This window comes from Enterobacter cloacae complex sp. P12RS, from assembly GCF_014895875.1.
Lineage (GTDB): Bacteria > Pseudomonadota > Gammaproteobacteria > Enterobacterales > Enterobacteriaceae > Enterobacter > Enterobacter bugandensis.
The window spans coordinates 69,309-94,941 of sequence record NZ_JADBQO010000010.1; the positions used below are offsets into that span (position 1 = coordinate 69,309).

Below are 25,633 nucleotides of genomic sequence, written 5' to 3' on the forward strand. Positions count from 1 at the left end.
GTATGTCATGCCCGGTCATTGAGCTGACTCAACAGCTTATTCGCCGTCCCTCCCTTAGCCCGGACGACGCAGGTTGTCAGGCATTAATGATTGAGCGCCTGCGCGCCATCGGTTTTACCGTTGAGCGCATGGATTTTGGCGACACCCAGAACTTCTGGGCGTGGCGTGGCCAGGGCGAAACGCTGGCCTTTGCCGGGCACACTGACGTCGTTCCCGCGGGTGACGCTGATCGCTGGATTAATCCGCCGTTTGAGCCGACCATCCGCGATGGCATGCTCTTCGGCCGCGGCGCGGCAGACATGAAAGGCTCGCTGGCGGCGATGGTTGTGGCGGCAGAGCGCTTTGTGGCTCAGCATCCGAACCACAAAAACCGTCTCGCGTTCTTGATCACCTCCGATGAAGAAGCCAGCGCCCATAACGGTACCGTGAAGGTCGTTGAGGCGCTGATGGCGCGCAATGAACGTCTTGACTACTGTCTGGTCGGTGAGCCGTCCAGTACCGAAGTGGTGGGGGATGTCGTCAAAAATGGTCGCCGCGGCTCGCTGACCTGTAACCTGACCATACATGGGGTTCAGGGGCATGTGGCCTACCCACATCTGGCCGATAACCCGGTCCACCGCGCCGCGCCAATGCTGAACGAACTGGTAGGCATCGAGTGGGATAAAGGCAACGAGTTCTTCCCGCCGACCAGCATGCAGATCGCCAACGTCAAGGCCGGAACCGGCAGCAACAACGTCATCCCGGGAGATTTCTTCGTCCAGTTCAACTTCCGCTTCAGTACCGAACTGACCGACGAGACGATCAAAGCGCGCGTTGTCGCTCTGCTGGAAAAATACAACCTGCGCTACACCGTTGACTGGTGGCTTTCCGGCCAGCCGTTCCTGACGCAGCGCGGCAAGCTGGTGGATGCGGTGGTGAACGCCATTGAGCACTATAATGAAATTAAGCCGCAGCTGCTGACGACGGGCGGCACCTCAGACGGACGCTTTATCGCCCGCATGGGTGCACAGGTTGTCGAACTGGGTCCGGTTAACGCGACGATTCACAAAATCAACGAGTGTGTGAACGCAGCCGATTTACAACTTCTGGCCCGCATGTATCAACGTATTATGGAGCAACTCGTCGCCTGACGAGCGCTCAGAGAGGAATAGCGAATGGATTGGCTTGCAAAGTACTGGTGGATTCTGGTGCTGGTGTTTCTGGTCGGCGTACTGCTGAACGTGATTAAAGACCTTAAGCGCGTTGACCACAAAAAGTTTCTCGCGAATAAGCCGGATCTCCCGCCGCACCGTGATTTTAACGACAAGTGGGACGATGACGACGACTGGCCGAAGAAAGACCAGAAGAAGTAATCGGTCTGTATCCCCTCTCCTGTGGAGAGGGGATAACCTCACATAAACTCAACAATATCATCATCATTTGGCTTGCCGCCGCTGAGCGCTTCATCAAAATAGTGCTTCGGCACGGTATAGCGCAGATGGTCGAGCGCAAACTGCATGCTGCGGTCGTCGATCGCGTGGCCCAGATCGTCAACAATATCCAGCGTCACATCCCCGCCCTCGCGCACCAGCGCTTCATCGGCAGCTACCGCATGCGAAAGCTCAATCACCCGATCTTCACCACCGTGAATGAGATGGATGGTGGTCTGCGTGGTCGCGCTTGTCGGTAGCGTTGCATAACGCCCGTTAAAGGCGATGACGCGAGAAGCCAGACCGGGCTGCGCTTTTACGCTTTCCAGCGACATGATTGACCCCTGCGAGAAGCCAATCAGCGCCGTTGCGTCAGCGCCTACGCCGCTCTGCTGCTGCCAGTAGCGCACGATGTCGATAAACGTGGGCATGATCGCATCAATTCGCGCCTGACGGTTCTCCTCCGTCACGCCCTGAACCGGGAACCACTGCCGTCCGTCTGGACCGCACGGCTCCACGCCGCCGATGCTGACGATCAATGCTTCCGGAAAAACGGGCGCAAACCAGCGGCCAATCTGTCCCATATTGACGGCATTATCGCCCACGCCATGAAACAGGAGCAGTAACTGTTTAGCCGGTTTGTCAGGGCTTTGAACAACAAAATGGTCGTGTTTCATGGCGGTCTCCTTAATTGATGAGCAGGATTTTACGCCTCTGCGGGGTAATGACCATGCCACTTTACTGAAGAAGTCATTGAAAAAATTGCCATTGCAAAATGTCGGCTTTCAGCTGCTGGCAGCGGGAATAATCAAGGCTCTCAAGCGCTTGCGCGGTTTCACTCCGCAGTTTAGCCAGCAGCGCTTTTCGCCCCATCTCCTCCGTCTTACCCTCTATTTTCCCGCGCAGCGCCGGAAGCGGCATGTCTGTAGCTAACACCAGCCGCGTCAGGGCAGCAACCGAGGTTGAAAACGCCCGGTGCGCAAAGGCAAACCCCGCCAGCTCCAGCCAGTCGTCACTATTAAGGGTAGTTTCCCAGGCATCGGTCACCGGGATCTTTTCACCGTTCCAGGCTGAAAGAACGCGCATATCACGACACAGGCGCTGGTGCTCCTGCGCGCACAGGCGGTGCCCGGCCTCGCTATGCGGCAATAAGGCCATCGCCGTGTAGCACCCGCTGCTGGCTTCCCGATGGCTGCCCATTCGCACCAGCACAAAGCCGCACTGCCGCCAGAAACGCCACAGCTCGTCGGTATAGCCAAAGCTTACCGAGAGATAATCTTCACCGCTGACGCTGCGAATAAGCCGCTGGCCGATGCCTTCCCGTTGACGGTGGGGATGCACCGCAATGCGGCTAATCCGCCGCCCCTTCAGCGTCGCCGCGAGAGGCGACCCGCCGTGCGCCGCCAGTGACTGCGCCACAAGGTTCCCGCGAGGACGACGAAAGCCCGCCCACACCGCGCGGCTCAGATCGGGGGGCAATCCCCCCTCTTCCACCAGCCAGAGCGCGCCCGCCATATCCGCACCCGCGTGTGCAACCGCAAAGTGCTGGCCGGGGGCATCCATCATCCGGCGTAAATCGAGCGGGGACGTCCGGTAGTGCGCGGCACACAGCAGTTCATACACGCTTGCCACGCGCGCCGGGTCGCTCTCCCACATCCGCGGCTCCAGCAACCGTATACGCACGTCACCTTCCGGTTTGCGGTCAATAAGCGCGTCGTCAAACAGCAGCGTATTCGCCACTATCCGCTCAAGCGGACACCCGGCCGCCCAGCGAATGGGGGTGGATAAGGTATAACGCCGCAGCCCGCTGAACCGGGCGCAGAACTTAAGCAGAAACCCCCTGCCCGTGCCTTCATAACCCTGGACAGTGGTGGTCAGCAACACGCGGGGAAAGCGCGACACCAGCTTGTCCAGCAGCGGGCCGGGGATGGCTGCGGCTTCATCAACAATCAGCCAGTCGGCTTCTGTGGTGGAGGCCAGCAGCACATCCGGGGCCATAAAGTGAAAACGCTCGCCAGCGAAGCGCGCAATGACATCCGTTGCCCCTTTGGCCGGTGCAGTGACCACCGCACTCCCCTGAATGCTGTTGAGCAGCATCCCCGCCAGGGCTGACTTTCCGCGCCCCCGCGGTGCCGTCACGGCAGCGACGCCCGCAGGCATGGTCAGAAGCGCGTCGAGGATCTCCGCCTGCTCGCGCTGCGGCTCGCCGCTGGCTGGCTGCCAGGCGGGCGAATCCGGCGCAGCGGGAAGAGAGAGAGGACGATGCTGTTGCCAGACGATCGCATCCGCATCGGCGGCAAGGGTCCGGCAAAAATGGTGAACGAAGCGCGGGGTGGCGATGGGTTCCGCGCTGTCGCTCCAGCGCACGGAATCGCCGTCGGGCCTGTCGGCCCAGTCAGCGAGAGGCGGCACCAGCAGCACCAGCAGGCTTCCGGCGCGCAGCGTCCCGCTGAGTGCGGCAAAGGCTGAAACATCAAACCCGGCACGCGCGTCAAAAACGGCGTGCAGATATTCGCGTCCCAGCAGCCCGCTAACGGCTTTTGAGGGATTCTCCTCCAGCCACAGCCAGTCTCCCGGAAAGGCATCACGCAGGCCAGCCGCCTGGCTCAACGTCCATTGTTCATCGCCAGTGAGCACCACCAGACGGCGGTGCCCGGTACGCTCAAGCTCGCGCGTCAGATGTTCAAACGACACCATCACATGGCTTTGCCGAAGGTATTACACTGGGCCGGATCGCCGCTGTCAAAGCCGCGCTTGAACCAGCTGTAGCGCTGCTGTGACGTACCGTGAGTGAAACTGTCCGGCACGACATGGCCCTGGCTCTGCTGCTGCAAACGGTCATCGCCGATGGCCTCAGCCGCGTTTAATGCCTCTTCAAGATCCCCGGATTCCAGCACGCCCTGCTGCTGCATGCTGTGGCCCCAGACGCCCGCGAAGCAGTCCGCCTGCAGTTCCATTTTGACGGAAAGGCGGTTCACTTCGGCCTGAGACGCGTTCTGCTGAAGCTGGCGCACTTTGGGCTCAATCCCCAGCAGCTTTTGCACGTGATGGCCGACTTCATGCGCGATAACGTAGCCCTGAGCAAAATCACCGTCAGCGCCAAGCTTGCGTTTCATGTCATCGTAAAAAGAGAGATCGATATAGACGGTGCCGTCTGCCGGGCAGTAGAACGGCCCCATCACAGATTGCCCGGTACCGCATCCGGTGCGGGTTGCGCCCCGGTACATCACCAGCTTAGGCTGCTGGTAGGTGCGCCCCATCTTCTCGAACTGCTGACTCCAGGTGTCTTCAGTTGTGGCGAGAATAACGGAGGTAAATTTGGCCGCTTCATCTTCATTCGGGCTGATGGAGCGCTGAGAATGCTGTTGCTGCTGCAGCGGTTGACCGGTCATCAGACCGGTGAGGTCGACCCCGTAGTAACCTGCGACCAGCACCACAATCAGCAGGATGATACCGCCCTTGCCGCTGGGTAAGCGGAAGCCGGGCCCGCCCATTGAAGGACCGCCGCCACCATCACTGCGTCTGTCTTCTACATTGTCACTTTCACGACGCCCTTGCCAGCGCATAACCACCTCGAACTATTCCATTAATAATAGCTATGATCGTAGGCGGTTAACGGCAAGATTACCATAGGAAACAAAGGTAAGACGCCAAAGGATGCGAACATCCTTTGGCAACTGAGGAACTTAGTCGAGCTTAACGCCTAAACGGTGAGCTACCGCCTCGTACGCTTCAATCAGGCCACCCAGGCTCTGACGGAAACGGTCTTTGTCCATTTTATCCAGGGTTTCTTTATCCCACAGGCGGCTGCCGTCCGGGGAGAACTCGTCGCCCAGCACCACTTCACCTTTGAACAGACCAAACTCCAGCTTGAAGTCGACGAGGATCAGGCCCGCGTCATCAAACAGCTTTTTCAGCACGTCGTTGGCTTTGTAGGTCAGTTCCTGCATGCGCGCCAGGTTCTCTTTGCTCACCCAGCCGAAGGTTTCGCAGTAGGATTCGTTGACCATTGGGTCGTGCATGGCATCGTTTTTCAGGAACAGGTCGAACAGCGGTGGATTCAGCTCAATACCTTCTTCAATGCCCAGACGCTTCACCAGGGAGCCTGCCGCACGGTTACGAATCACGCACTCAACCGGAACCATATCCAGTTTTTTCACCAGACATTCCGTATCGGACAGCAACGCTTCCATCTGGGTCGGGATACCCGCTTCGGCCAGTTTGGTCATAATGAAGTGGTTGAACTTGTTGTTCACCATGCCTTTACGATCGAACTGCTCAATGCGTGCGCCATCCCCTGCTGACGTATCATTGCGGAACTCGAGCACCAACAGATCCGGGTTCTCCGTGCTGTATACGGTCTTCGCTTTGCCACGATACAACTCAGCTTGCTTCTGCATCTTCATTACTCCTGGTGTGATAATTTGCGTTCAAAACGGGGTATATTATGCCACGCACACGTTTGCGTAGCACGAAAATAAAAAGGGCGGGATTAACCCGCCCTCGTATTTATTTGCTGAATGCTGCCTGGAAGACAGCGACCAGCGCATCGTTCTGCGCCTGGGTCAGCGTGTGACCTTTTGGATCGATAAACTGCAGGCTGCTGCGGTTATCGAGGTCACCTACCTGAATCTTGTAATCACCGGAGGCAAGCTGAGGATCTTTGGCGCCCAGTTCCTGCCACGCGCTGTCGGACAGCGGCTTATAGGTCGCCGTCATGCTGCCGGTTGAACGGGTGCTGTCGGTCACTTTCATGCCCACTTTTTCCAGCGTCGCTGGCAGGCGCTGCCAGGTCTGGTTAAACGGTGCACGCACCACCAGCATTGGCAGGCCGGTGTCATCCGCGCCGCTCTGAACGTCGTACGTGACGCCGTTACGGTTCTGCGCGGCGTTCGCGGCATCGGTAGCGGTCTTATCCAGACCTGCGGCGATCACGTTCAGCATTTCAGTGCTGTAACGCTGCATAGAGGCGGCATCCGCAACCGGTTTACCCGCCTGCTCCAGGTTCAACAGCTTAACGTTAACTGCCTGCTGGTAACCCTGTGGTTTCACGGAGACCTGATAGCGTCCACGGTACTGCTGATCTTCATCAAGACGGTTCCACTCGATCCAGTCGGTGGTTAACGTCTGGCTGGCGTCATCGCGCTTATCAATGGTGTAATTCTTCGCCTGAATAACGCTGACGACCTGTGGCCACAGATTGCTTCCGCGCGCGCTTTCAACCAGCAGAGACGCCGTATCACCGGTGAACTGGGTACGCGCCCCGCTTACCAGCGCCAGAGGCTGTGCTGGCGGACGAATATCAAGCGCTTTACCAACCAGGCCGCTGCCGTTGGTCACGGGAATATTATAATCGCCGTTTTGAATCGGCAGGATCATACCAGCCGGTGCATGAAGTTCAGCAAGCGGGGTCGCATCCAGATAGGATTCATCACCGCTCACCTGGCGCTTGTAGCGCGAGTCTGAACTACAGGCAGCGAGCAGCATAACAAGCGAAACACTCGCAACCTTCGCCAGGCGCGACTTCTGTACTGAATAAGCCATCAAATCTCCCTAAACTTTACAGCAAACCGGCATGCTTCAGCGCTGCCCTGACGATGTCGCGACCGTGGTCGGTAATCGGTGTCATTGGCAAACGCAGCGTATCGGATGCTACAAGCCCCAACTCCTTACACGCCCATTTCACTGGGATCGGATTGGGTTCGACAAATAATTTATTGTGCAACGGCATCAGACGCTGATTAATGACACGCGCTTCATTATAGTGACCGGCTGCGGCCAGTTTGCACATTTCAGCCATATCGCGCGCCGCAACGTTCGCCGTTACGGAGATCACGCCATGACCACCAAGCTGCATAAAGTCCAGCGAGGTCGCATCATCACCACTCAACAGGATAAAGTCGTCTGAAACCAGCTCTTTGATCTGATGAACGCGGCTTAAGTTCCCTGTCGCCTCTTTAATACCGATAATATTTTTTACTTCCGAGAGACGACCAACGGTTTCCGGCAGCATATCGCAGCCGGTACGGGACGGCACATTATACAGAATTTGTGGCAAGTCAGTATGTTCAGCGATGGCTTTGAAGTGCTGGAACAAACCTTCCTGAGTAGGACGGTTGTAGTAAGGGGTGACCGTCAGACAGCCTACGATGCCGCTGTCGTTAAAACGTTTGGTCAGGCTGATCGCTTCTGCGGTCGCATTAGCACCTGTCCCCGCAATGACCGGAATACGTCCGTCAGCCAGTTCCAGGGTCAGCATAACCACATCGCCGTGCTCTTCGTGGCTCAGCGTTGCAGATTCACCGGTAGTCCCTACCGAAACGATCGCCGAGGTTCCATTGGCGACATGGTAATCAATCAGCTTTTTCATGCTGGACCGGCAGACATTACCTTTTTCATCCATCGGTGTAACAAGCGCGACAATACTTCCCGTGAACATGAGCCATCCTCTGTGCGAACAAGAGCCTCAATGGTACGTTTGGAACTGTAATAAAAGCAAGCGACCTGAGGCCCTCTGGCGGTTGTATGCACGTTTTTTTTATGCTTTCCTTAGGAAGACTTAACCATGCAAAGGAAGAACAGGTTTGACAACCTCATCACAACATTACCTGGTTATCACCGCGCTGGGTGCCGACAGGCCGGGTATCGTGAACACCATCACCCGTCACGTGAGCAGCTGCGGCTGTAACATCGAAGACAGCCGCCTGGCGATGCTCGGCGAAGAGTTCACGTTTATCATGCTGCTGTCCGGAACATGGAATGCCATTACCCTTATTGAATCCACCCTGCCGCTGAAAGGCGCGGAGCTGGATTTGCTGATCGTCATGAAGCGCACCACCGCGCGCCCGCGTCCGGCCATGCCCGCGACCGTCTGGGTGCAGGTTGAAGTCCCTGATTCTCCGCATCTGATTGAGCGCTTTACCGCGCTGTTCGACAGCCATCAGATGAACATTGCCGAACTCGTCTCCCGCACGCAGCCGGGCGACGAAAGCACCGTTCCCACGCTCTTTATTCAAATTACCGCACACAGCCCTGCCTCGCAGGATGCGTCAAATATCGAGCAAGCGTTCAAAGCCCTCTGTACAGAATTAAACGCGCAGGGCAGTATAAGCGTCGTCAATTATTCGCAGCACGAACAGGATGGAGTTGAGTAATGAATCCACTGAAAGCCGGTGACATCGCACCGAAATTTAGCTTACCGGATCAAGACGGTGAGCAAGTAAATTTGACCGACTTCCAGGGACAGCGTGTTCTGGTCTATTTCTACCCGAAAGCCATGACCCCCGGCTGCACCGTACAGGCCTGCGGCTTACGCGACAACATGGACGAGTTGAAGAAAGTCGGCGTGGAAGTGCTGGGAATCAGCACGGATAAACCAGAAAAGCTGTCACGATTTGCGGAAAAAGAGCTGCTGAACTTCACGCTGCTTTCCGACGAAGACCACCAGGTCTGCGAGCAGTTCGGCGTCTGGGGTGAAAAGACCTTTATGGGTAAAACCTACGACGGCATTCACCGCATCAGCTTCCTGATTGACGCTGACGGTAAAGTTGAACATGTGTTTGACGACTTCAAAACCAGCAACCACCACGACGTGGTGTTGAACTGGCTGAAACAAAGCGCCTGATAAACAGCAAAACGGCAACCCAGGTTGCCGTTTTTAGTGTTTTCCCCCTCTCCCTGCGGGAGAGGGTCGGGTGAGGGCATCAGGCCGCACAAAAACTACTTCTCTTCCACCGCAGGCACATCCGGCCACGCGTGCACCACCGCTTTAATCAGCGTCGCCAGCGGAATGGCAAAGAACACGCCCCAGAACCCCCACAGCCCGCCGAAAATCACCACCGACAGGATAATCACCAGCGGATGCAGGTTCACGGCCTCGGAGAACAGCACCGGCACCAGCAGGTTACCGTCCAGCCCCTGAATGATGAGATATACCGCAAAGCAGCTCCAGAACTCAGTACCCAGCCCAAACTGGAACAGCGCAACGCCCACCACCGGAATGGTTACCACAAACGCGCCGATATACGGGATCAGAACCGAAAATCCGACCAGCACCGCCAGCAGCAGCGAGTAGTTCAGGCCGAAGATCAGGAAGCCAATCCAGGTGGCGACCCCCACGACTATCATCTCCAGCACCTTGCCGCGAATGTAGTTGGTGATCTGCTGGTTCATCTCCTGCCAGACCTGCCCGGCCAGCCCGCGATTGCGCGGCAGCACCCGGCGTACCGCGTTCAGCATCTGCTCTTTGTCCTTGACCAGGAAGAACACCATTAGCGGCACGAGCACAAGATAGACGGCCAGCGTCAGCAGACCCACCAGCGAGGCCAGAGAGTATTTCACCACCGAATCGCCCATCGTCATGATGCGGGCGCGCATGTTTTCGGCCATCGCATCTATGATCCCCGCATCCATCAGCGCGGGGTAACGACGCGGCAGCGTGGCGGCGAAATCAGACAGCTTATTCAACATGCCGGGCATATCGCGGATCAGGTAGATCCCCTGCTGCCAGGCAACCGGCATCACCACAAATGCCATCAGCAGCAGAATACCGACAAACAGCACCAGCACGATACTCGTTGCCCAGCGGCGCGAACAGCCGATATGTTCCAGGCGCGCCGTTGGCCACTCCAGCAGGTATGCGAGCACAATCGCCACCAGCAGAGGGGCGAGCAGGCCGCTGAAGAAGAACAGAATACCGAACCCGGCAACCAGAATAACCAGCAAAGCAATGGCTTCCGGGTCACTGAACCGACGCCGATACCACTGCATTAACATTTCGAGCATACAACCCTTCCCTGAATCGATTGGCGGGAGTGAGACGGTGAATTGTATCTAACTGTCACAAAAAAGACTTTCGCTTTTTGTATCCCTGTCACAATCCGCAAAAGCCTGATGAATGGGATTTTCTTCATGCGGTAACACGGCTACACTCGCAGGGCAGCAGAGATGAACGATATGCCGGTTCATCGGTCAAATTAGCACCTCCAACATACAGGACAGTGGTTATGTTCAGGCAGTTGAGAAAAACACTGGTTGCAACACTGATTGCCGCAGTGACGGTCGGTCAGGTGTTGCCCGCTTTCGCTGACTCGTCCGATTCATTGCCGGACATGGGCACCACGGCAGGAAGCACGCTCTCTATCGGGCAAGAGATGCAGATGGGTGATTACTATGTGCGCCAGCTGCGCGGTAGCGCCCCGCTGATCAACGACCCTTTGCTGGTGCAGTACATTAACGGGCTGGGGATGCGCCTGGTGGCGCACGCCGACTCGGTAAAAACGCCCTTCCACTTCTATTTGATTAATAACGACGAAATCAACGCCTTCGCCTTCTTCGGCGGAAACGTGGTGCTGCATTCGGCGTTATTCCGTTACTCAGACAACGAAAGCCAGCTGGCTTCGGTAATGGCGCACGAAATTTCGCACGTTACCCAGCGCCACCTCGCGCGTGCAATGGAAGACCAGAAGCGTAACGCCCCGCTCACCTGGGTGGGCGCACTGGGCTCTATTCTGCTGGCGATGGCCAGCCCGCAGGCCGGGATGGCGGCCCTGACCGGTACGCTTGCAGGAACGCGTCAGGGGATGATCAGCTTCACCCAGCAAAACGAGCAGGAAGCTGACCGCATCGGCATTCAGGTTTTACAGCGCTCCGGCTTTGACCCGCAGGCCATGCCGAGCTTCCTGGAAAAACTGCTCGACCAGGCACGGTATTCTTCCCGTCCGCCGGAAATTTTGCTCACCCACCCGCTGCCGGAAAGCCGTCTCTCGGACGCACGCAACCGTGCCAACCAGATGCGCCCGGTGGTCGTGCAGTCTTCGCAGGACTTCTACATGGCGAAAGTAAGAACGCTCGGCATGTACAACTCCGGACGTAACCAGCTCACCAGCGATCTGCTGGATACCCTGGCGAAAGGCAACGTGCGGGAAAAAAATGCCGCGCAGTATGGTCAGGCGCTACAGGCGATGGAAGCCAGTAAATACGACGAGGCGCGTAAAGCGCTGCAGCCGCTGCTGGCAGCCGACCCGAACAATCCGTGGTATCTCGATCTCTCGACGGATATCGATCTGGGGCAGAAAAAAGCCACTGATGCGATTAACCGCCTGAAAGGGGCGAAAGACATACGGACCAACCCGGTGCTGCAGCTTAACCTGGCGAACGCTTACTTGCAGGGCGGTCAGCCTGCGCAGGCCGTAACCATTCTGAACCGCTACACGTTTAACAATAAAGACGACCAGAACGGCTGGGAGCTGCTCGCTCAGGCACAGGGGCAACTGGGTAACCGCGATCAGGAACTGGCGGCGCGTGCTGAAGGGCTGGCGCTGGCGGGCCGTCTCGATCAGGCTATTTCCCTGCTCAGCAGCGCCAGCTCGCAGGTGAAGCTCGGCAGCCTGCAGCAGGCCCGCTACGACGCGCGTATCGACCAGCTGCGCGGCCTGCAACAACGCTTTAAGCCGTACGAGAAGATGTAATAAAGGAGAAGTCATGACAGACGCGGTACAAATTTACCATAACCCTCGCTGCTCCAAGAGCCGCGACACCCTCAGCCTGCTGAAATCTAACGGCATCGACCCGGAAGTGGTGCTGTATCTGGAGACGCCGCCGGACGCGCAGACGATCCGCGAGCTGCTGCACATGCTGGGGATGGGCAGCGCGCGCGAACTGATGCGTCAGAAAGAGGATCTGTATAAATCGCTTAATCTGGATGACAACCGCCTCACCGAGGCTGAGCTGGTACAGGCGATGGTCGACAATCCAAAGCTGATTGAGCGCCCGATTGTGGTGGCGAACGGCAAGGCGCGCATTGGCCGTCCGCCGGAAGATGTGCTCGAAATTCTCTAGTCCCTACGCCGCAGCGCTTCCAGAAACGCCTGCGGCGTACTCTCTCCCAGCTTTTTCTGCGTTTTGCCCCGGTTATAAAACTCGCACAGCGCGATCAACACTTCTCCCGCCGGTTCATCATTCACGCGAGGAATAACATCGCCTAATGGCACCGCTACCTGAAGCGCGTTGTGTTTTTGGGGATGCGTTTTTACAGCCACATCTTTTGCAGCCTCCGTCAGCTCAAAACCAAAAGTCTCAATAGATTGTATATCAGCCGGACAGTCATCAAGCAGCGCCCGCGTCCAGGTATTGAGCAACTGGGGCGACAGTCCCGCATAGAGCCGGGCATAGCACCAGCCGCTCACCGGTTCGCGCGCCCAGAGCAGGTGTTGTTCACCCCCATCGTCCATGTGCAGGGATAAAGGCAGATGATGGAGCATCAGCGTATGCGGCCGCATGCCAGCCTTCAGCGCTTTTATTCCCTGCAACGGCCCCCCTTTTAGCTTCGCGGAGGCCGGTTTGAGATAGCGATTCAGCGTTGCCCTTGAAACGCGGATCCCCAGCACGTCGTTAACCATCTGCAGCAGTTCATCTAACGGCGCCCCTGAGATGTCGCGCAGCGCATTCACCAGCGCAATCTGTTCCTGTCTCAACGCTTTGTGTATCACTTTTGGCGTGGTGTGGTTATCCGAAACCTGGTCGCGGTTGCGCCAGCGCCTGACGGTCGTGACCGAGATCCCCAGCTCAACGGCAAGCTCTCTGCCGCTTTTATCTGACTGTTGCAGATAGCGGCGGATGCGCGGCGTGGTGGTCGCATTGGCGTGAAGTTTAATTTCCATCGCAACAATTCCGTTAACTAATCATATGAGATTTATATAACACAGGCGATTGCTTTGTGACCGGTTTCACCTTTCGCTCGCCGCGCTTCACTGATAATCCACAGACATAACATAAACAACACCCCTCAATCTTGTACGGAGTTCACAATGAACAATGTTCTGGGATTTCTTGAAGCAAAACTGATGCCCCTGGCGGCGAAAACGGCCCAGCAGCGTCATCTCGGGGCCATTCGCGGTGCCTACGTGTCATTCATGCCATTTATTATCGTCGGCTCCATTCTGCTGGTTATCTCCTCCTTCCCTAACCAGGCCTATCAGCAGTTTATGTCTCAGGCCTTTGGTGAGAGCTGGAGCGCGATTATTGAAATTCCATTCAACGCGGTGTTCTCCACCATGTCGCTGTTCATCAGCTTCCTGGTCGCCTTCCGCCTGGCGGAACACTACGGCGAGGACCGCATCTCCTGCGGCATTCTGGCGCTGGTCGCGTTTCTGATCCTGACGCCGTTTATTAAGGTGGCGGAAAACGGCGGTATTACCGTGATGCCGGTGGAGTGGATTGGCAGCAAAGGATTGTTCGTGGCGATGATCGGCTCGCTGCTCTGGACGGAGCTGTTCTGCTGGCTGAAGCGCAAAAATCTGGTCATTAAAATGCCGGACGGCGTGCCTCCTGCGGTGCAGGAGTCGTTCGCGGCGCTGATCCCCGCCCTGCTGGTGATGATTCTGGTGCTGGGTATCCGCATCGTCTTCGAGAACACTCACTACAACACCATCCACCAGTTTATTTATGAAGTGGTTGCTACCCCGGTGCGCCACTACGGCACCTCCTATTTCGGTGCGCTGATGACCGTCTTCAGCATCACCATTCTCTGGTCAGTGGGCATTAACTCCGGCTCGATGATTAACGGCATCATTCGTCCGCTGTGGATGGAAAACCAGACCGACAACATCGCCGCGATCCAGGCGGGGACGACGCCGCCGCACATTATCACGGAACAGTTTTTTGACATGATCTGGATGGGCGGCGCGGGTGCTACGCTGTCGCTGGTGATTGCGATGCTGATTTTCGCCCGCAGTAAAAACATGCGCGAAGTGGCGCGCCTCGGCGCCGGGGCGTCAGTGTTTAACATCAACGAGCCAATTCTGTTTGGCCTGCCGGTGATCATGAACCCGATCATGCTTATTCCGTTCAACCTGGTGCCGCTGGTGCTGGTCACCGTGCAGTATGCGGCGATGAAGGTTGGCGCGGTCGCCGTCACCACCGGGGTGTTTATCCCCTGGACGCTGCCGCCGGTGATCAGCGGTTTTATCGTCACCGGACACCTGAGCGGCAGCGTGATGCAGCTAATCAACCTGCTGATTGGCGCCATGCTGTACCTGCCTTTCATGCGTATCGTGGACAAACAGTACCGCGCGGCGGAAATTGCCACCGTTACGCAAACCGACACCACCCTTGCAAAACAGGAGTAAAGCATGTGGGGAATTATCGCAACCTGGCGAATGGCGCTTGAAGGGGTAACGGAATCTGCGTCTGCCCTGGAGGCGGGAAAACCGGTCGCTACGGCGGTGGTTGATGCCGTCGCCGCCGTCGAAGACTTTCCGTTTTATAAATCCGTCGGCTACGGCGGGCTGCCGACCGAAAACGGCGAAGTCGAGCTGGACGCGGCATTCATGGACGGCGACACGCTGGCGTTCGGTGCCGTGGGGAACCTGGTGGATATCGCCAACCCGGTGCGCGTGGCGCACGCGCTCAGCCGCCAGCGCTACAACAGCCTGCTGGTCGGCCAGGGCGCGCGTGAATGGGCGCTAAGTCAGGGCTTTGCCGACAAAAGCATGCTCACCGAACGGGCTATGCAGCACTACCGCAAACGCTGCCGCGAGACGCTGGATAAGGGCTTAAGCCCGTACGACGGACACGACACCGTCGGCATTATCGGCCTCGATAAGCAGGGGTCGATGAGCGTTGCCACCTCCACCAGCGGCCTGTTTATGAAAAAACGCGGCCGCATTGGGGATTCGCCGATTATCGGCTCCGGCTTTTACTGCGACAGCGAAACCGGCGCGGCCACCGCTACGGGCGTCGGTGAAGATCTAATGAAAGGCTGCACGAGCTACGAAATCGTTCGTCGCATGGCGCAGGGTATGACGCCGCAGCAGGCGGCAGACTCCGTGGTGTTCGAGCTGGAAGACAAGCTGATGTCGCGCTTCGGTCGCGTGGGCGATCTCTCCGTGGTGTGCATGAACAACAGGGGCGAATTTGGCGCCGCCACTAACATCAAAACCTTCTCGTTTGTGGTGGCGACGGCCCGTCAGCCCCTCACCGTTTTTCGTACCGAGCGCCAGCGGGAGAAAACGCACTATCACGCCGTGGACGAAGAGTGGATGCAGGCCTACGCCGCGCGGATCCGCGCACCGATTGAGGAGTCATGATGATTGCGTATCAGTTTATCACCGCACTTTCTGACGCAAAGCCGCGAAGCCATTTAATCGCCCGCGTCTCCTGTGCGCAGTTGCCGCAAACCGCGCTTGTTGCGGAAATGCGTGACTCTGACGGCATCGCGGACACCCGCTTTGGCTGCGCGCCCTTTGCGCGCATCACCCTGCTGCCGGATGCGCTCTGGCATGACGCGCTCACTGAAGGCCTGCTTGCCGCCCTGCGACCGCTGTTTGCCTCTCCCGTCAGCGCAGATATCGTGCTGGACGCAACAAATATCGACGAGGTAGTGCTGGCGCAGGTGCTGCGTTTTCTCTTTAATCAGGCGCACAGGCTGAGCGATTTACAGCTGAAAAAAACCAGTGAGTGCGTTCGTATTAAGCACATCACCGCCCTCTGCCTGCCGGAGCAACAGGCAAAGCTGGAAACAATTTTCCGCCAGCAGCAGGCCATCGCTCACGGCATGGTCGCAGCGCGTCGCCTGGCGGATATACCGTCCGATCGCTGTACGCCGCAGTTTATGGTCGAAGAGGCGCAAAAACTGTGTGCCGCCTACCCTGCCCTGCGCTGCGAGGTGCTGAACGAAAAGGCTATTGTTGAGCAGGGTCTTGGGCTGCTGAACGCCGTCGGCAAAGGGGCGACCTGCCCGCCACGTCTGCTGGCTATTCATTACGACGGCGTTTCTGACGGCCCGGTGCGCTGCTACGTAGGTAAAGGCATTACCTTCGATACCGGCGGCCTGTGGCTGAAGGAAGGCGCAGGCATGTACATCATGAAATACGACATGTGCGGTGCGGCCAACGTGCTGGGGCTGATGCTGACCGTAGCAGAGCTGGCGCTGCCCGTACGCATCATGGGCGTGCTGGCGCTGGCGGAAAACGCCATCGGCCCGGACGCCATGCAGCCCGGCTCGGTAGCAACGGCCTGCAACGGCATGACGGTTGAAATCAACAACACCGATGCCGAAGGCCGACTGGTGCTGGCGGATGCCATCGCCTGGGCCAGCCAGCGCCATCCGCAGGCGCGCTATATCATTGATATGGCGACCTTAACCGGTGCGGTGGTGAAAGCGCTGGGGTATGAGCTGAGCGGGCTGATGACGCAGGATGAACCGCTGCGCGCCGCGTTGACGCAGGCGGGAAAACGGAGCGGTGACGAAGTGTGGTCCCTGCCGCTGGATGCGCGGCTGAAAAAGCAGACCGACAGCGCGATTGCCGATCTGTGCAACACCCCGACAAACAACGCGGCAATCAGCGCGTCGGCGGCGTGGCTGCTGCACCATTTTTGCCCGCAGACGATCCCGTGGGCGCATCTGGACATCAGCGGCACGGCGCTGTGGCGCGAGAACGGCAGGAGCGTGGCGTCGGGAAGGCCGATTCCGCTGCTGGTGGAGCACTTGCTGGGGGATCTTTAGCCGGGTGACGGCTGCGCCTTACCCGGCCTAAAAGGGGAGCGGTTTTCGTAGGCCCGGTAAGGCGTAGCCGCCACCGGGCAAAAAACTCAAAGCTTAAGAATATCTTTCACAAACGGAATGGTCAGCTTGCGCTGGGCGGTAATGGAGGCGCGATCGAGCTGATCGAGCGTATCAAACAGGGTGCGCATCTCACGGTCCAGACGCTTGAGCAGGAAACGGCCCACGTCTTCCGGCAGCTCAAAGCCGCGCTGCTTTGCTCGCAGCTGTAACGCCTGCAGCTTATCTTCATCTGACAGCGGCTGGAGCTTGTAGATTTGTCCCCAGTCCAGACGAGACGCCAGATCCGGCAGCCCAAGATTAAGCTGGCGCGGCGGACGATCGCCGGTGATCAGCAGCCGGGTTTTGCCCGACTCCAGAATGCGGTTGTAGAGGTTAAAGATCGCCATTTCCCACGGCTCGTCCCCCGCCACGCATTCGATATTATCGATGCAGACCAGCGAGAGATGTTCCATGCCCTCAAGCACTTCAGGCACAAACCAGGTACGTTTATCCAGCGGCACGTAGCCGACCGCATCGCCGCGCGCCGAAAGCTCGGCACAGGCCGCATGCAGCAGGTGACTGCGCCCCGCGCCTTCGCGTGACCAGATATAGATGTATCCGCTGTGATCCTGACGCAGCACGTTTTGCAGTGCAGCCAGTAAAGAGGGGTTATCACCCGGCCAGAAACTCGCAAAAGTTTCGTCGTCAGGGAGATAGAGTGGCAGAGAGAGCTGTGCCGGTCCGTTCAGAAATACCTCAACCAGAGATCTTACATAAAATCGGCGATGAGTTTAACACGGAACCCGCCAGGAGAGAACCGGGCGATCCTTCGCCCAGTTAATGGATCAGTGTGGGGCTTTTTCGCTTTCGTCAGCGTCCAGCACCACCTCTTCCGGGCGGATCACCGAGATCAGCTTGAAAATCAGGCTCAGGCCCACGCCCACGATGGTCGCCAGTGCCATGCCCTTCAGCTCGGCCGCACCGATGTGCACTTTCGCGCCGCTCACGCCGATGATCAGGATAACGGAGGTCAGGATCAGGTTTTGCGCCTTGCTGTAATCCACTTTGGATTCAATCAGCACGCGAATACCGGAGGCACCGATCACGCCGTACAGCAGCAGAGAAACGCCGCCCATCACCGGCACAGGAATGATCTGAATCGCTGCCGCCAGCTTGCCCACGCAGGAGAGCAGAATGGCGATGATCGCCGCGCCGCCGATAACCCAGGTACTGTAGACGCGGGTAATCGCCATCACGCCGATGTTTTCACCGTAGGTGGTGTTTGGCGTGGAACCGAAGAAACCGGAGATGATGGTGGAGAAACCGTTGGCAAACATGGAGCGGTGCAGACCCGGGTCGCGGATCAGGTCGCGCTTCACGATGTTCGCCGTCACCACCAGGTGGCCAACGTGCTCCGCAATTACCACCAGCGCGGCAGGCAGAATGGTGAAAATGGCGAACCATTCAAAGCGTGGGGTGTAGAAAGTTGGCAGCGCGAACCAGTGCGCCTCGGCAATCGGGGTGGTATCCACAACGCCCATGACGAAGGAGAGCGCGTAGCCCGCCAGCACGCCGATCAGGATCGGGATAATCGCCATAAAACCGCGGAACAGCACGGAGCCAAATACCGTCACGCCCAGCGTCACCAGCGAGATGATAATGGTTTTGGAGTCCGGCGACTGCCCATCAGCAGGCAGCAGACCAGCCATATTCGCCGCCACGCCTGCCAGCTCCAGGCCGATGACGGCAACGATGGCGCCCATCGCCGCAGGCGGGAACATCACGTCCAGCCAGCCGGTACCGGCTTTCTTCACAATGAAGGAGACCAGGCAGAACAGCACGCCACACATGATAAAGCCGCCCAGCGCGACCTCATAACCCAGCGGCAGCAGCAACAGCACCGGCGAGATAAAAGCAAAGCTCGACCCCAGATACGCCGGGATTTTGCCTTTACAGATAAAGAGGTACAGCAGCGTACCGATGCCGTTGAACAACAGCACGGTAGCCGGGTTAATGTGAAACAGGATTGGCACCAGCACGGTTGCGCCAAACATAGCGAACAGGTGCTGCAAACTAAGCGGGATAGTCTGTAAAAGCGGCGGTCTTTCACTCACCCCGATAGCACGGCGCGTCATAGTGTTTTCCTCTGTGTAGTATTGTTGGTTTTTATTCAAAAAAAAGCCGACTATCAAAGTCGGCTTATTTATCGTTATTCGATTATTTCGTACCAAAGATCTTATCGCCGGCATCGCCGAGCCCCGGGATGATGTACCCGTGCTCGTTCAGCCCCTGGTCGATAGAGGCGGTGTACAGCTCAACGTCCGGGTGCGCTTTTTCCAGCGCCGCGATCCCTTCCGGTGCCGCAACCAGCACCAGCACCTTAATGCTGCTGCAGCCCGCTTTTTTCAGCAGATCGATGGTGGCGATCATTGAACCGCCGGTCGCCAGCATTGGGTCAACCACCAGCGCCATGCGCTCGTCGATGTTAGAGACCAGCTTCTGGAAGTAAGGTACCGGCTCCAGCGTCTCTTCGTTACGGTAGATACCGACCACGCTGATGCGCGCGCTCGGTACGTGCTCCAGCACGCCTTCCATCATGCCAAGACCGGCACGCAGGATAGGCACTACGGTAATTTTCTTACCTTTGATCTGCTCAACCTGCACCGGGCCGTTCCAGCCTTCGATGGTCACTTTTTCCGTTTCCAGATCGGAGGTTGCTTCGTAGGTCAGCAGGCTGCCCACTTCAGAAGCCAGTTCGCGAAAACGCTTCGTGCTGATGTCATGCTCACGCATCAGGCCCAACTTGTGTTTAACGAGTGGGTGTTTCACTTCCACAATCTTCATTCTCTTTCTCCTCTGAGGTGGCATCCGCAAAAAAATCGCGGGATTATACCGCTTTTTTCGGATTGCGCCATACCCTACTTGCTTGACGTACATCAATCAAAAACAAAAAAACCGGAGGCTGGGCTCCGGCTTGGGTGCGGGGTCTTGCCCGGTGGCGCTGCGCTTACGCGGGCCTACGTGTATTGTAGGTCGGGTAAGCGTTAGCGCCACCCGACAATTAGAGGTTATCGCCGTTGCTCGCAATCACCTGCTTATACCAGTCGAACGATTTCTTCTTGCTGCGGTTCAGGGTGCCGTTACCTTCGTTATCTTTATCGACAAAGATAAAGCCGTAGCGTTTTTTCATTTCGCCCGTTCCGGCAGACACCAGGTCGATACAGCCCCACGGGGTATAGCCCATCAGATCCACGCCGTCTTCCACCACCGCTTTTTTCATCTCGCGGATGTGTGCGGAAAGGTAATCGATGCGGTACTGGTCGTTCACCGTGCCGTCGCTCTCCTGCACGTCGATCGCGCCAAAGCCGTTCTCAACGATAAACAGCGGCAGCTGATAGTGATCCCAGAACCAGTTCAGAGAGTAGCGCAGCCCGACCGGATCAATCTGCCAGCCCCAGTCGGATTTCTGCACGTACGGGTTGGAGACCAGGCTCTTGCTCTCGTCGTAGTCCAGCGCCGGGTTATCTGCCGTCGCTTTGGTGGCGAAAGACATGTAGTAGCTGAACCCGATGTAATCCACGCAGCCCTGCGTGAGCGCCGCCTTATCTTCTTCGGTAATATCCAGCGCGAAGCCGCGACGTTCGAAGTAGTTGAGCAGATGCTGCGGATATTTGCCGCGCACGTGAACGTCGGTAAACCAGTAGCGACGGTGCATGGCGTTCATCGCCATCATCATGTCGTCCGGCGCACAGGTCAGCGGGTAGATGGGGCACATGGCAATCATGCAGCCGATATGCAGCGACGGGTTAATCTCGCGGCCCGCCTTCACCGCCAGGGCGCTGGCCACCAGTTCGTAGTGCGCCGCCTGGAACATCACCGGCTCGCGGTCTTCACCAGGCGCGTACTTCAGCCCGGAGTTGGTAAATGGCGCAAAGTCTTCGTGGAAGTTAGCCTGGTTGTTGATCTCGTTAAAGGTCATCCAGTACTTCACCTTGTGCTGGTAACGCTCAAAAACGACCTTTGCAAAACGCACGAAGAAGTCGATCAGCTTACGGTTGCGCCAGCCGCCGTATTCCGTCACCAGGTGGAACGGCATCTCAAAGTGGGAAAGCGTGATAACCGGTTCAATGCCGTACTTCAGGCATTCGTCGAACAGATCGTCATAGAATTTCAGGCCCGCCTCGTTCGGCTCCAGCTCGTCGCCTTTCGGGAAGATACGCGTCCAGGCGATGGAGGTACGGAAGCATTTGAACCCCATCTCGGCAAAGAGTTTGATGTCTTCTTTATAACGGTGGTAGAAGTCGATAGCCTCATGGTTAGGGTAGTTTTTCCCCTCCAGCACGCCGTTGGTGATTTCACGCGGCACGCCGTGGGCGCCCGCGGTCATGACGTCGGCAACGCTTACGCCCTTACCGCCCTCTTTCCAGCCGCCCTCAAGCTGGTGCGCCGCAACGGCCCCACCCCACAGAAAATCTGCTTTGAATCCTGACATTCGCTTTCCCTCATTCTGCGTTATTTTCTGCAAAAACAATTACAGAAACCGGTTTCAGTTCGATGATGTGCAAAGGAGGTATTCGTTGCAAGCAGATCGCCGAAACCGGTTTCATTTTCGTGAACGGAGTCAAGTTTGGCTGCATTTACGGGCTATACAGAAAAAAAGATCCCCACGTCCAGAATAGGCTCGCAAACGTTTGCCTGGACTGTTAGAATTGCGCCGATTTTTCTTACTAGCTATGCAATCGCGTGGGGATTTAAGCCGTGACCAACAAAACTTCTCTCAGCTACAAAGATGCCGGTGTTGATATTGACGCAGGTAATGCGCTGGTTGACCGAATCAAAGGTGTGGTGAAGAAAACCCGCCGCCCGGAAGTCATGGGTGGTCTGGGTGGATTCGGCGCACTGTGCGCGCTGCCGCAAAAATATCGTGAACCTGTTCTGGTCTCGGGTACTGACGGCGTAGGCACGAAGCTGCGCCTGGCGATGGATTTAAAACGTCACGACACGATCGGTATCGATCTGGTTGCGATGTGTGTGAACGACCTGGTGGTTCAGGGCGCAGAGCCGCTGTTCTTCCTCGATTACTACGCGACCGGCAAACTGGATGTGGATACCGCAGCCAGCGTCATTAACGGTATCGCCGAAGGCTGTCTGCAGTCCGGCTGTGCGCTGGTGGGCGGTGAAACCGCTGAAATGCCGGGCATGTACCACGGCGAAGATTATGACGTCGCGGGCTTCTGCGTCGGCGTAGTAGAAAAATCAGAAATTATCGACGGCAGCAAAGTGGCCGATGGCGATGTGCTGATCGCGCTGGCCTCCAGCGGCCCGCACTCTAACGGCTACTCTCTGGTGCGTAAAATCCTCGAAGTAAGCGGCTGCGATCCGCTGACCACCGAGCTGGACGGTAAACCGCTGGCCGACCACCTGCTGGCCCCAACCCGCATCTACGTGAAAAACGTGCTGGAGCTTATCGAGAACGTTGACGTTCACGCTATTGCTCACCTGACCGGCGGCGGCTTCTGGGAAAACATCCCGCGCGTGCTGCCGGACAACACCCAGGCGGTGATCGACGAATCCTCATGGCAGTGGCCAGCCGTCTTTAACTGGCTGCAGAATGCAGGCAACGTGAGCTCTCACGAAATGTACCGCACCTTTAACTGCGGCGTGGGCATGGTTATCGCCCTGCCGGCAAGCGAAGCGGATAAAGCGGTTAAGCTGCTGACCGAGAAAGGTGAAAACGCGTGGAAAATCGGTACGATTAAAGCCTCCGATTCCGAACAGCGTGTGGTCATTGAATGAAAAACATCGTGGTGCTCATTTCAGGCAACGGAAGCAATTTGCAGGCCATCATAGACGCCTGCAAACAGAACAAAATCAATGGCACCATTCGGGCAGTTTTCAGCAACAAGGCCGACGCGTTCGGCCTTGAGCGCGCGCGGGAAGCGAACATTCCCGCTCACGCGCTGGAAGCCAGCCAGTTCGCCGGACGTGAAGCCTTTGACCGCGAGCTGGTGCAGGAGATTGACGCCTACGCGCCCGACCTCGTGGTGCTGGCGGGCTATATGCGTATTCTGAGCCCGGCCTTCGTCGAACACTACGCCGGTCGACTGCTGAATATTCACCCTTCCCTGCTGCCAAAATATCCCGGCCTGCATACCCATCGTCAGGTGCTGGAAAACGGTGACGAGGAGCACGGTACCTCCGTCCATTTCGTGACCGACGAGCTGGACGGTGGCCCGGTGATCCTGCAGGCGAAAGTCCCGGTCTTTGACGGCGACAACGAAGACGACGTGACCGAACGCGTGCAGACGCAGGAGCACGCCATTTACCCGCTGGTGGTAAGCTGGTTTGTCGACGGGCGTCTGGAGATGCGCGACGGCGCAGCCTGGCTGGACGGCGTGAAGTTGCCCCCGCAGGGTTATGCGGCCGAAGAGTAGTTTGCTATGTCGGGTGGCGCTTCGCTACCCGATATTCCCTCCCCCAACCCGCTAAATTCCCCAACAAAAAAAATAACTGTCATACTTTTCTGGCACTGTTGGACATATCGTGGAAATGCTCGCCATAATAAGGACGAGACGGATTTACCACGTCCTGTGATTGAACTGGAGTGTGAGCTGTAATGGGTCAGGAAAAGTTATATATCGAGAAAGAGCTAAGCTGGTTAGCATTTAACGAACGTGTACTCCAGGAAGCGGCAGACAAAAGTAACCCGCTGATCGAACGCATGCGTTTTTTAGGCATTTATTCCAACAACCTGGATGAGTTCTACAAGGTTCGCTTTGCCGAGCTGAAAAGACGCATCATCATCAGCGAAGAACAGGGCTTAAACTCGCACTCGCGGCATCTGCTGGGCAAAATCCAGTCCCGCGTGCTGAAAGCCGATCAGGAATTTGACGGCCTGTATAACGAACTGCTGCTGGAGATGGCGCGCAATCAAATCTTCCTGATTAACGAACGTCAGCTTTCCGTTAACCAACAAAACTGGCTGCGCCACTACTTTAAACAGTACCTGCGCCAGCACATTACCCCGATTCTCATCAACCGCGAAACCGATCTGGTGCAGTTCCTGAAGGATGACTACACCTACCTGGCGGTGGAAATTATTCGCGGTGAATCCATCCGTTATGCCCTGCTGGAGATCCCGTCCGACAAGGTGCCGCGCTTTGTGAACCTGCCGCCGGAAACCCCGCGCAGACGCAAGCCGATGATCCTGCTGGATAACATCCTGCGCTACTGCCTGGACGACATTTTCAAAGGCTTCTTCGATTACGATGCGTTAAACGCCTACTCGATGAAGATGACCCGTGACGCCGAATATGACCTGGTGCACGAGATGGAGGCCAGCCTGATGGAGCTGATGTCCTCCAGCCTGAAACAGCGCCTGACGGCCGAGCCGGTGCGCTTTGTCTATCAGCGCGACATGCCGGACGCCATGGTGGAGATGCTGCGCGAGAAGCTGACCATTTCGCGCTATGACTCCATCGTGCCGGGTGGCCGTTACCACAACTTTAAAGACTTCATTGGCTTCCCGAACGTTGGCAAAGCCAATCTGGTGAACAAACCGCTGCCGCGCCTGCGTCATATCTGGTTCGATAAATTCCGCAACGGATTCGACGCCATCCGCGAGCGCGACGTGCTGCTCTACTACCCGTACCACACCTTTGAACACGTGCTGGAGCTGCTGCGTCAGGCCTCGTTCGACCCGAACGTGCTGGCGATCAAAATCAACATCTACCGCGTGGCAAAAGATTCCCGCATCATCGACGCGATGATCCACGCGGCACACAACGGCAAAAAAGTCACCGTGGTGGTTGAGCTGCAGGCGCGCTTCGACGAAGAGGCAAACATTCACTGGGCGCGCCGGTTGACGGAAGCGGGCGTGCACGTGATCTTCTCCGCGCCGGGTCTGAAAATTCACGCCAAGCTGTTCCTGATCTCGCGTAAAGAGGGTGATGACGTGGTGCGCTATGCCCACATCGGCACCGGGAACTTTAACGAAAAAACCGCGCGTATTTATACCGACTACTCGCTCTTAACCGCTGACGCCCGCATTACCAACGAAGTGCGCCGGGTCTTTAACTTTATCGAAAACCCGTACCGCCCGGTGAGCTTCGACTATCTGCTGGTCTCACCGCAGAACTCGCGCCGCCTGCTGTACGATATGATCGATAAAGAGATCGCCAATGCCCAGAAAGGCTTGTCGTCAGGCATCACGCTGAAGCTTAACAACCTGGTCGATAAAGGGCTGGTGGACAGGCTGTATGCGGCGTCCAGCTCCGGCGTGCCGGTTAACCTGCTGATCCGCGGCATGTGCTCGCTTATTCCGGAACTGGAAGGCATCAGCGACAATATTCGCGTTATCAGCATCGTTGACCGCTACCTGGAGCACGATAGGGTCTATATTTTCGATAATGCGGGCGATAAGCAGGTCTATCTCTCTTCGGCAGACTGGATGACGCGCAATATTGACTATCGAATTGAAGTCGCGACGCCGCTGCTGGATCCGCGTCTGAAACAGCGTATCCTCGATATTATCGAGATCCTGTTCAGCGATACGGTGAAGGCGCGCTATATCGACAAAGAACTCAGTAACCGCTACGTACCGCGCGGCAACCGCCGTAAAGTGCGGTCACAGCTGGCGATTTACGACTATATCAAATCACTCGAGCAACCCGATTAACCT

Annotated in this window: 24 protein-coding genes; 12 read left to right on the top strand and 12 right to left on the bottom strand. The window is 57.2% G+C overall.

The features are described from left to right. The first annotated feature begins 2 nt into the window (after window positions 1-2). A complete protein-coding gene (dapE, locus tag IM284_RS08605) occupies window positions 3-1,130 on the top strand; it encodes a succinyl-diaminopimelate desuccinylase (protein ID WP_028014016.1) in 1,128 nt (375 codons plus the stop codon). 24 nt (window positions 1,131-1,154) lie between these two features. Continuing rightward, a complete protein-coding gene (locus IM284_RS08610; RefSeq protein ID WP_013098222.1) occupies window positions 1,155-1,352 on the top strand; it encodes a YpfN family protein in 198 nt (65 codons plus the stop codon). Window positions 1,353-1,390: 38 nt separating this feature from the next. Here IM284_RS08610 and ypfH read toward each other — a convergent pair whose 3' ends face one another. The 6 genes from ypfH to dapA all read right to left on the bottom strand — a co-directional run bounded on the left by ypfH (window position 1,391) and on the right by dapA (window position 7,848). Then, window positions 1,391-2,086 (bottom strand): esterase, encoded by a 696-nt coding sequence (ypfH, locus tag IM284_RS08615; RefSeq protein WP_047368069.1) that lies wholly within the window; start codon window positions 2,084-2,086, stop codon window positions 1,391-1,393. Window positions 2,087-2,159: 73 nt separating this feature from the next. Beyond that, on the bottom strand, window positions 2,160-4,106 hold the full coding sequence (locus IM284_RS08620; RefSeq protein WP_047368070.1) for a tRNA(Met) cytidine acetyltransferase TmcA: 1,947 nt from the start codon (window positions 4,104-4,106) through the stop codon (window positions 2,160-2,162). After that, window positions 4,106-4,975: a neutral zinc metallopeptidase gene (locus IM284_RS08625; protein ID WP_041908778.1), complete on the bottom strand. Its 870-nt coding sequence runs from the start codon at window positions 4,973-4,975 to the stop codon at window positions 4,106-4,108. The genes IM284_RS08620 and IM284_RS08625 overlap by 1 nt, the downstream gene beginning before the upstream one ends. A gap of 120 nt (window positions 4,976-5,095) precedes the next feature. Continuing rightward, on the bottom strand, window positions 5,096-5,809 hold the full coding sequence (purC, locus tag IM284_RS08630; protein ID WP_023332985.1) for a phosphoribosylaminoimidazolesuccinocarboxamide synthase: 714 nt from the start codon (window positions 5,807-5,809) through the stop codon (window positions 5,096-5,098). Between the two features lie 109 nt (window positions 5,810-5,918). Then, window positions 5,919-6,953, bottom strand: a complete 1,035-nt coding sequence (bamC, locus tag IM284_RS08635) for an outer membrane protein assembly factor BamC (RefSeq protein WP_028014020.1) — start codon at window positions 6,951-6,953, stop codon at window positions 5,919-5,921. Window positions 6,954-6,969: 16 nt separating this feature from the next. Further along, entirely contained in the window at window positions 6,970-7,848 is an 879-nt protein-coding gene (gene dapA / locus IM284_RS08640; RefSeq protein ID WP_028014021.1) for a 4-hydroxy-tetrahydrodipicolinate synthase, read from the bottom strand. Between the two features lie 145 nt (window positions 7,849-7,993). Between dapA and IM284_RS08645 the strand changes: the two genes are divergently transcribed. Together IM284_RS08645 and bcp are read left to right on the top strand one after the other, a co-directional pair. After that, window positions 7,994-8,563, top strand: a complete 570-nt coding sequence (locus IM284_RS08645) for a glycine cleavage system transcriptional repressor (RefSeq protein WP_028014022.1) — start codon at window positions 7,994-7,996, stop codon at window positions 8,561-8,563. Next, window positions 8,563-9,033: a thioredoxin-dependent thiol peroxidase gene (gene bcp, locus IM284_RS08650; RefSeq protein WP_014171119.1), complete on the top strand. Its 471-nt coding sequence runs from the start codon at window positions 8,563-8,565 to the stop codon at window positions 9,031-9,033. The genes IM284_RS08645 and bcp overlap by 1 nt, the downstream gene beginning before the upstream one ends. Window positions 9,034-9,128: 95 nt before the next feature. On the opposite strand, the gene IM284_RS08655 is transcribed toward bcp, so the two are convergent. After that, a complete protein-coding gene (locus IM284_RS08655) occupies window positions 9,129-10,193 on the bottom strand; it encodes an AI-2E family transporter (protein ID WP_028014023.1) in 1,065 nt (354 codons plus the stop codon). 221 nt (window positions 10,194-10,414) lie between these two features. Here IM284_RS08655 and bepA point away from each other — a divergent pair, with 221 nt between their 5' ends. Both bepA and arsC read left to right on the top strand, forming a co-directional pair. Then, entirely contained in the window at window positions 10,415-11,878 is a 1,464-nt protein-coding gene (bepA, locus tag IM284_RS08660) for a beta-barrel assembly-enhancing protease (protein WP_041908772.1), read from the top strand. A 13-nt stretch (window positions 11,879-11,891) separates the two neighbouring features. Further along, a complete protein-coding gene (arsC, locus tag IM284_RS08665; RefSeq protein ID WP_047368071.1) occupies window positions 11,892-12,248 on the top strand; it encodes an arsenate reductase (glutaredoxin) in 357 nt (118 codons plus the stop codon). On the opposite strand, the gene IM284_RS08670 is transcribed toward arsC, so the two are convergent. Continuing rightward, window positions 12,245-13,069, bottom strand: coding sequence for a helix-turn-helix transcriptional regulator (locus IM284_RS08670; RefSeq protein WP_047368072.1), 825 nt, complete (start codon window positions 13,067-13,069; stop codon window positions 12,245-12,247). The two genes, arsC and IM284_RS08670, sit on opposite strands and share 4 nt — an antisense overlap. Before the next feature lie 147 nt (window positions 13,070-13,216). Between IM284_RS08670 and celB the strand changes: the two genes are divergently transcribed. The 3 genes from celB to IM284_RS08685 are packed head-to-tail and all read left to right on the top strand — an operon-like array spanning window position 13,217 to window position 16,914. Continuing rightward, complete coding sequence (celB, locus tag IM284_RS08675; protein ID WP_047368073.1) at window positions 13,217-14,536, top strand: PTS cellobiose transporter subunit IIC; 1,320 nt, start codon at window positions 13,217-13,219, stop codon at window positions 14,534-14,536. 3 nt (window positions 14,537-14,539) lie between these two features. Then, window positions 14,540-15,496, top strand: coding sequence for a N(4)-(beta-N-acetylglucosaminyl)-L-asparaginase (locus tag IM284_RS08680; protein WP_047368074.1), 957 nt, complete (start codon window positions 14,540-14,542; stop codon window positions 15,494-15,496). Beyond that, window positions 15,496-16,914, top strand: coding sequence for a M17 family metallopeptidase (locus IM284_RS08685; protein WP_193055775.1), 1,419 nt, complete (start codon window positions 15,496-15,498; stop codon window positions 16,912-16,914). Before IM284_RS08680 ends, IM284_RS08685 begins: the two co-directional genes overlap by 1 nt. A gap of 86 nt (window positions 16,915-17,000) precedes the next feature. Here IM284_RS08685 and IM284_RS08690 read toward each other — a convergent pair whose 3' ends face one another. The 4 genes from IM284_RS08690 to IM284_RS08705 all read right to left on the bottom strand — a co-directional run bounded on the left by IM284_RS08690 (window position 17,001) and on the right by IM284_RS08705 (window position 21,445). After that, window positions 17,001-17,702: a DnaA inactivator Hda gene (locus tag IM284_RS08690; protein ID WP_211438414.1), complete on the bottom strand. Its 702-nt coding sequence runs from the start codon at window positions 17,700-17,702 to the stop codon at window positions 17,001-17,003. Window positions 17,703-17,798: 96 nt separating this feature from the next. Beyond that, the gene (uraA, locus tag IM284_RS08695; protein ID WP_017692944.1) at window positions 17,799-19,088 is read right to left on the bottom strand and encodes a uracil permease; all 1,290 of its coding nucleotides are present in this window, start codon (window positions 19,086-19,088) and stop codon (window positions 17,799-17,801) included. Between the two features lie 82 nt (window positions 19,089-19,170). After that, window positions 19,171-19,797, bottom strand: a complete 627-nt coding sequence (upp, locus tag IM284_RS08700; protein WP_008501641.1) for a uracil phosphoribosyltransferase — start codon at window positions 19,795-19,797, stop codon at window positions 19,171-19,173. Window positions 19,798-20,014: 217 nt separating this feature from the next. Further along, window positions 20,015-21,445, bottom strand: a complete 1,431-nt coding sequence (locus IM284_RS08705) for a 6-phospho-beta-glucosidase (RefSeq protein WP_047368076.1) — start codon at window positions 21,443-21,445, stop codon at window positions 20,015-20,017. Window positions 21,446-21,711: 266 nt separating this feature from the next. On the opposite strand from IM284_RS08705, the gene purM reads away from it, so the two are divergent. The 3 genes from purM to ppk1 all read left to right on the top strand — a co-directional run bounded on the left by purM (window position 21,712) and on the right by ppk1 (window position 25,630). Further along, complete coding sequence (purM, locus tag IM284_RS08710; protein WP_041908759.1) at window positions 21,712-22,749, top strand: phosphoribosylformylglycinamidine cyclo-ligase; 1,038 nt, start codon at window positions 21,712-21,714, stop codon at window positions 22,747-22,749. Then, on the top strand, window positions 22,746-23,387 hold the full coding sequence (purN, locus tag IM284_RS08715) for a phosphoribosylglycinamide formyltransferase (protein WP_047368077.1): 642 nt from the start codon (window positions 22,746-22,748) through the stop codon (window positions 23,385-23,387). Before purM ends, purN begins: the two co-directional genes overlap by 4 nt. A gap of 182 nt (window positions 23,388-23,569) precedes the next feature. Next, on the top strand, window positions 23,570-25,630 hold the full coding sequence (gene ppk1, locus IM284_RS08720) for a polyphosphate kinase 1 (RefSeq protein ID WP_028014033.1): 2,061 nt from the start codon (window positions 23,570-23,572) through the stop codon (window positions 25,628-25,630). The last annotated feature ends 3 nt before the right edge of the window (window positions 25,631-25,633 follow it).

Coding starts and splice junctions, on each gene's coding strand:
- ypfH (WP_047368069.1), bottom strand. CDS start 2,086: ATGAAACACGACCATTTTGTTGTTCAAAGCCCTGACAAACCGGCTAAA.
- IM284_RS08610 (WP_013098222.1), top strand. CDS start 1,155: ATGGATTGGCTTGCAAAGTACTGGTGGATTCTGGTGCTGGTGTTTCTG.
- IM284_RS08625 (WP_041908778.1), bottom strand. CDS start 4,975: ATGCGCTGGCAAGGGCGTCGTGAAAGTGACAATGTAGAAGACAGACGC.
- bepA (WP_041908772.1), top strand. CDS start 10,415: ATGTTCAGGCAGTTGAGAAAAACACTGGTTGCAACACTGATTGCCGCA.
- IM284_RS08670 (WP_047368072.1), bottom strand. CDS start 13,069: ATGGAAATTAAACTTCACGCCAATGCGACCACCACGCCGCGCATCCGC.
- upp (WP_008501641.1), bottom strand. CDS start 19,797: ATGAAGATTGTGGAAGTGAAACACCCACTCGTTAAACACAAGTTGGGC.
- IM284_RS08680 (WP_047368074.1), top strand. CDS start 14,540: ATGTGGGGAATTATCGCAACCTGGCGAATGGCGCTTGAAGGGGTAACG.
- purC (WP_023332985.1), bottom strand. CDS start 5,809: ATGCAGAAGCAAGCTGAGTTGTATCGTGGCAAAGCGAAGACCGTATAC.
- bcp (WP_014171119.1), top strand. CDS start 8,563: ATGAATCCACTGAAAGCCGGTGACATCGCACCGAAATTTAGCTTACCG.
- IM284_RS08620 (WP_047368070.1), bottom strand. CDS start 4,106: ATGGTGTCGTTTGAACATCTGACGCGCGAGCTTGAGCGTACCGGGCAC.
- celB (WP_047368073.1), top strand. CDS start 13,217: ATGAACAATGTTCTGGGATTTCTTGAAGCAAAACTGATGCCCCTGGCG.
- IM284_RS08685 (WP_193055775.1), top strand. CDS start 15,496: ATGATTGCGTATCAGTTTATCACCGCACTTTCTGACGCAAAGCCGCGA.
- IM284_RS08655 (WP_028014023.1), bottom strand. CDS start 10,193: ATGCTCGAAATGTTAATGCAGTGGTATCGGCGTCGGTTCAGTGACCCG.
- dapA (WP_028014021.1), bottom strand. CDS start 7,848: ATGTTCACGGGAAGTATTGTCGCGCTTGTTACACCGATGGATGAAAAA.
- ppk1 (WP_028014033.1), top strand. CDS start 23,570: ATGGGTCAGGAAAAGTTATATATCGAGAAAGAGCTAAGCTGGTTAGCA.
- dapE (WP_028014016.1), top strand. CDS start 3: ATGTCATGCCCGGTCATTGAGCTGACTCAACAGCTTATTCGCCGTCCC.
- bamC (WP_028014020.1), bottom strand. CDS start 6,953: ATGGCTTATTCAGTACAGAAGTCGCGCCTGGCGAAGGTTGCGAGTGTT.
- IM284_RS08705 (WP_047368076.1), bottom strand. CDS start 21,445: ATGTCAGGATTCAAAGCAGATTTTCTGTGGGGTGGGGCCGTTGCGGCG.
- uraA (WP_017692944.1), bottom strand. CDS start 19,088: ATGACGCGCCGTGCTATCGGGGTGAGTGAAAGACCGCCGCTTTTACAG.
- arsC (WP_047368071.1), top strand. CDS start 11,892: ATGACAGACGCGGTACAAATTTACCATAACCCTCGCTGCTCCAAGAGC.
- purN (WP_047368077.1), top strand. CDS start 22,746: ATGAAAAACATCGTGGTGCTCATTTCAGGCAACGGAAGCAATTTGCAG.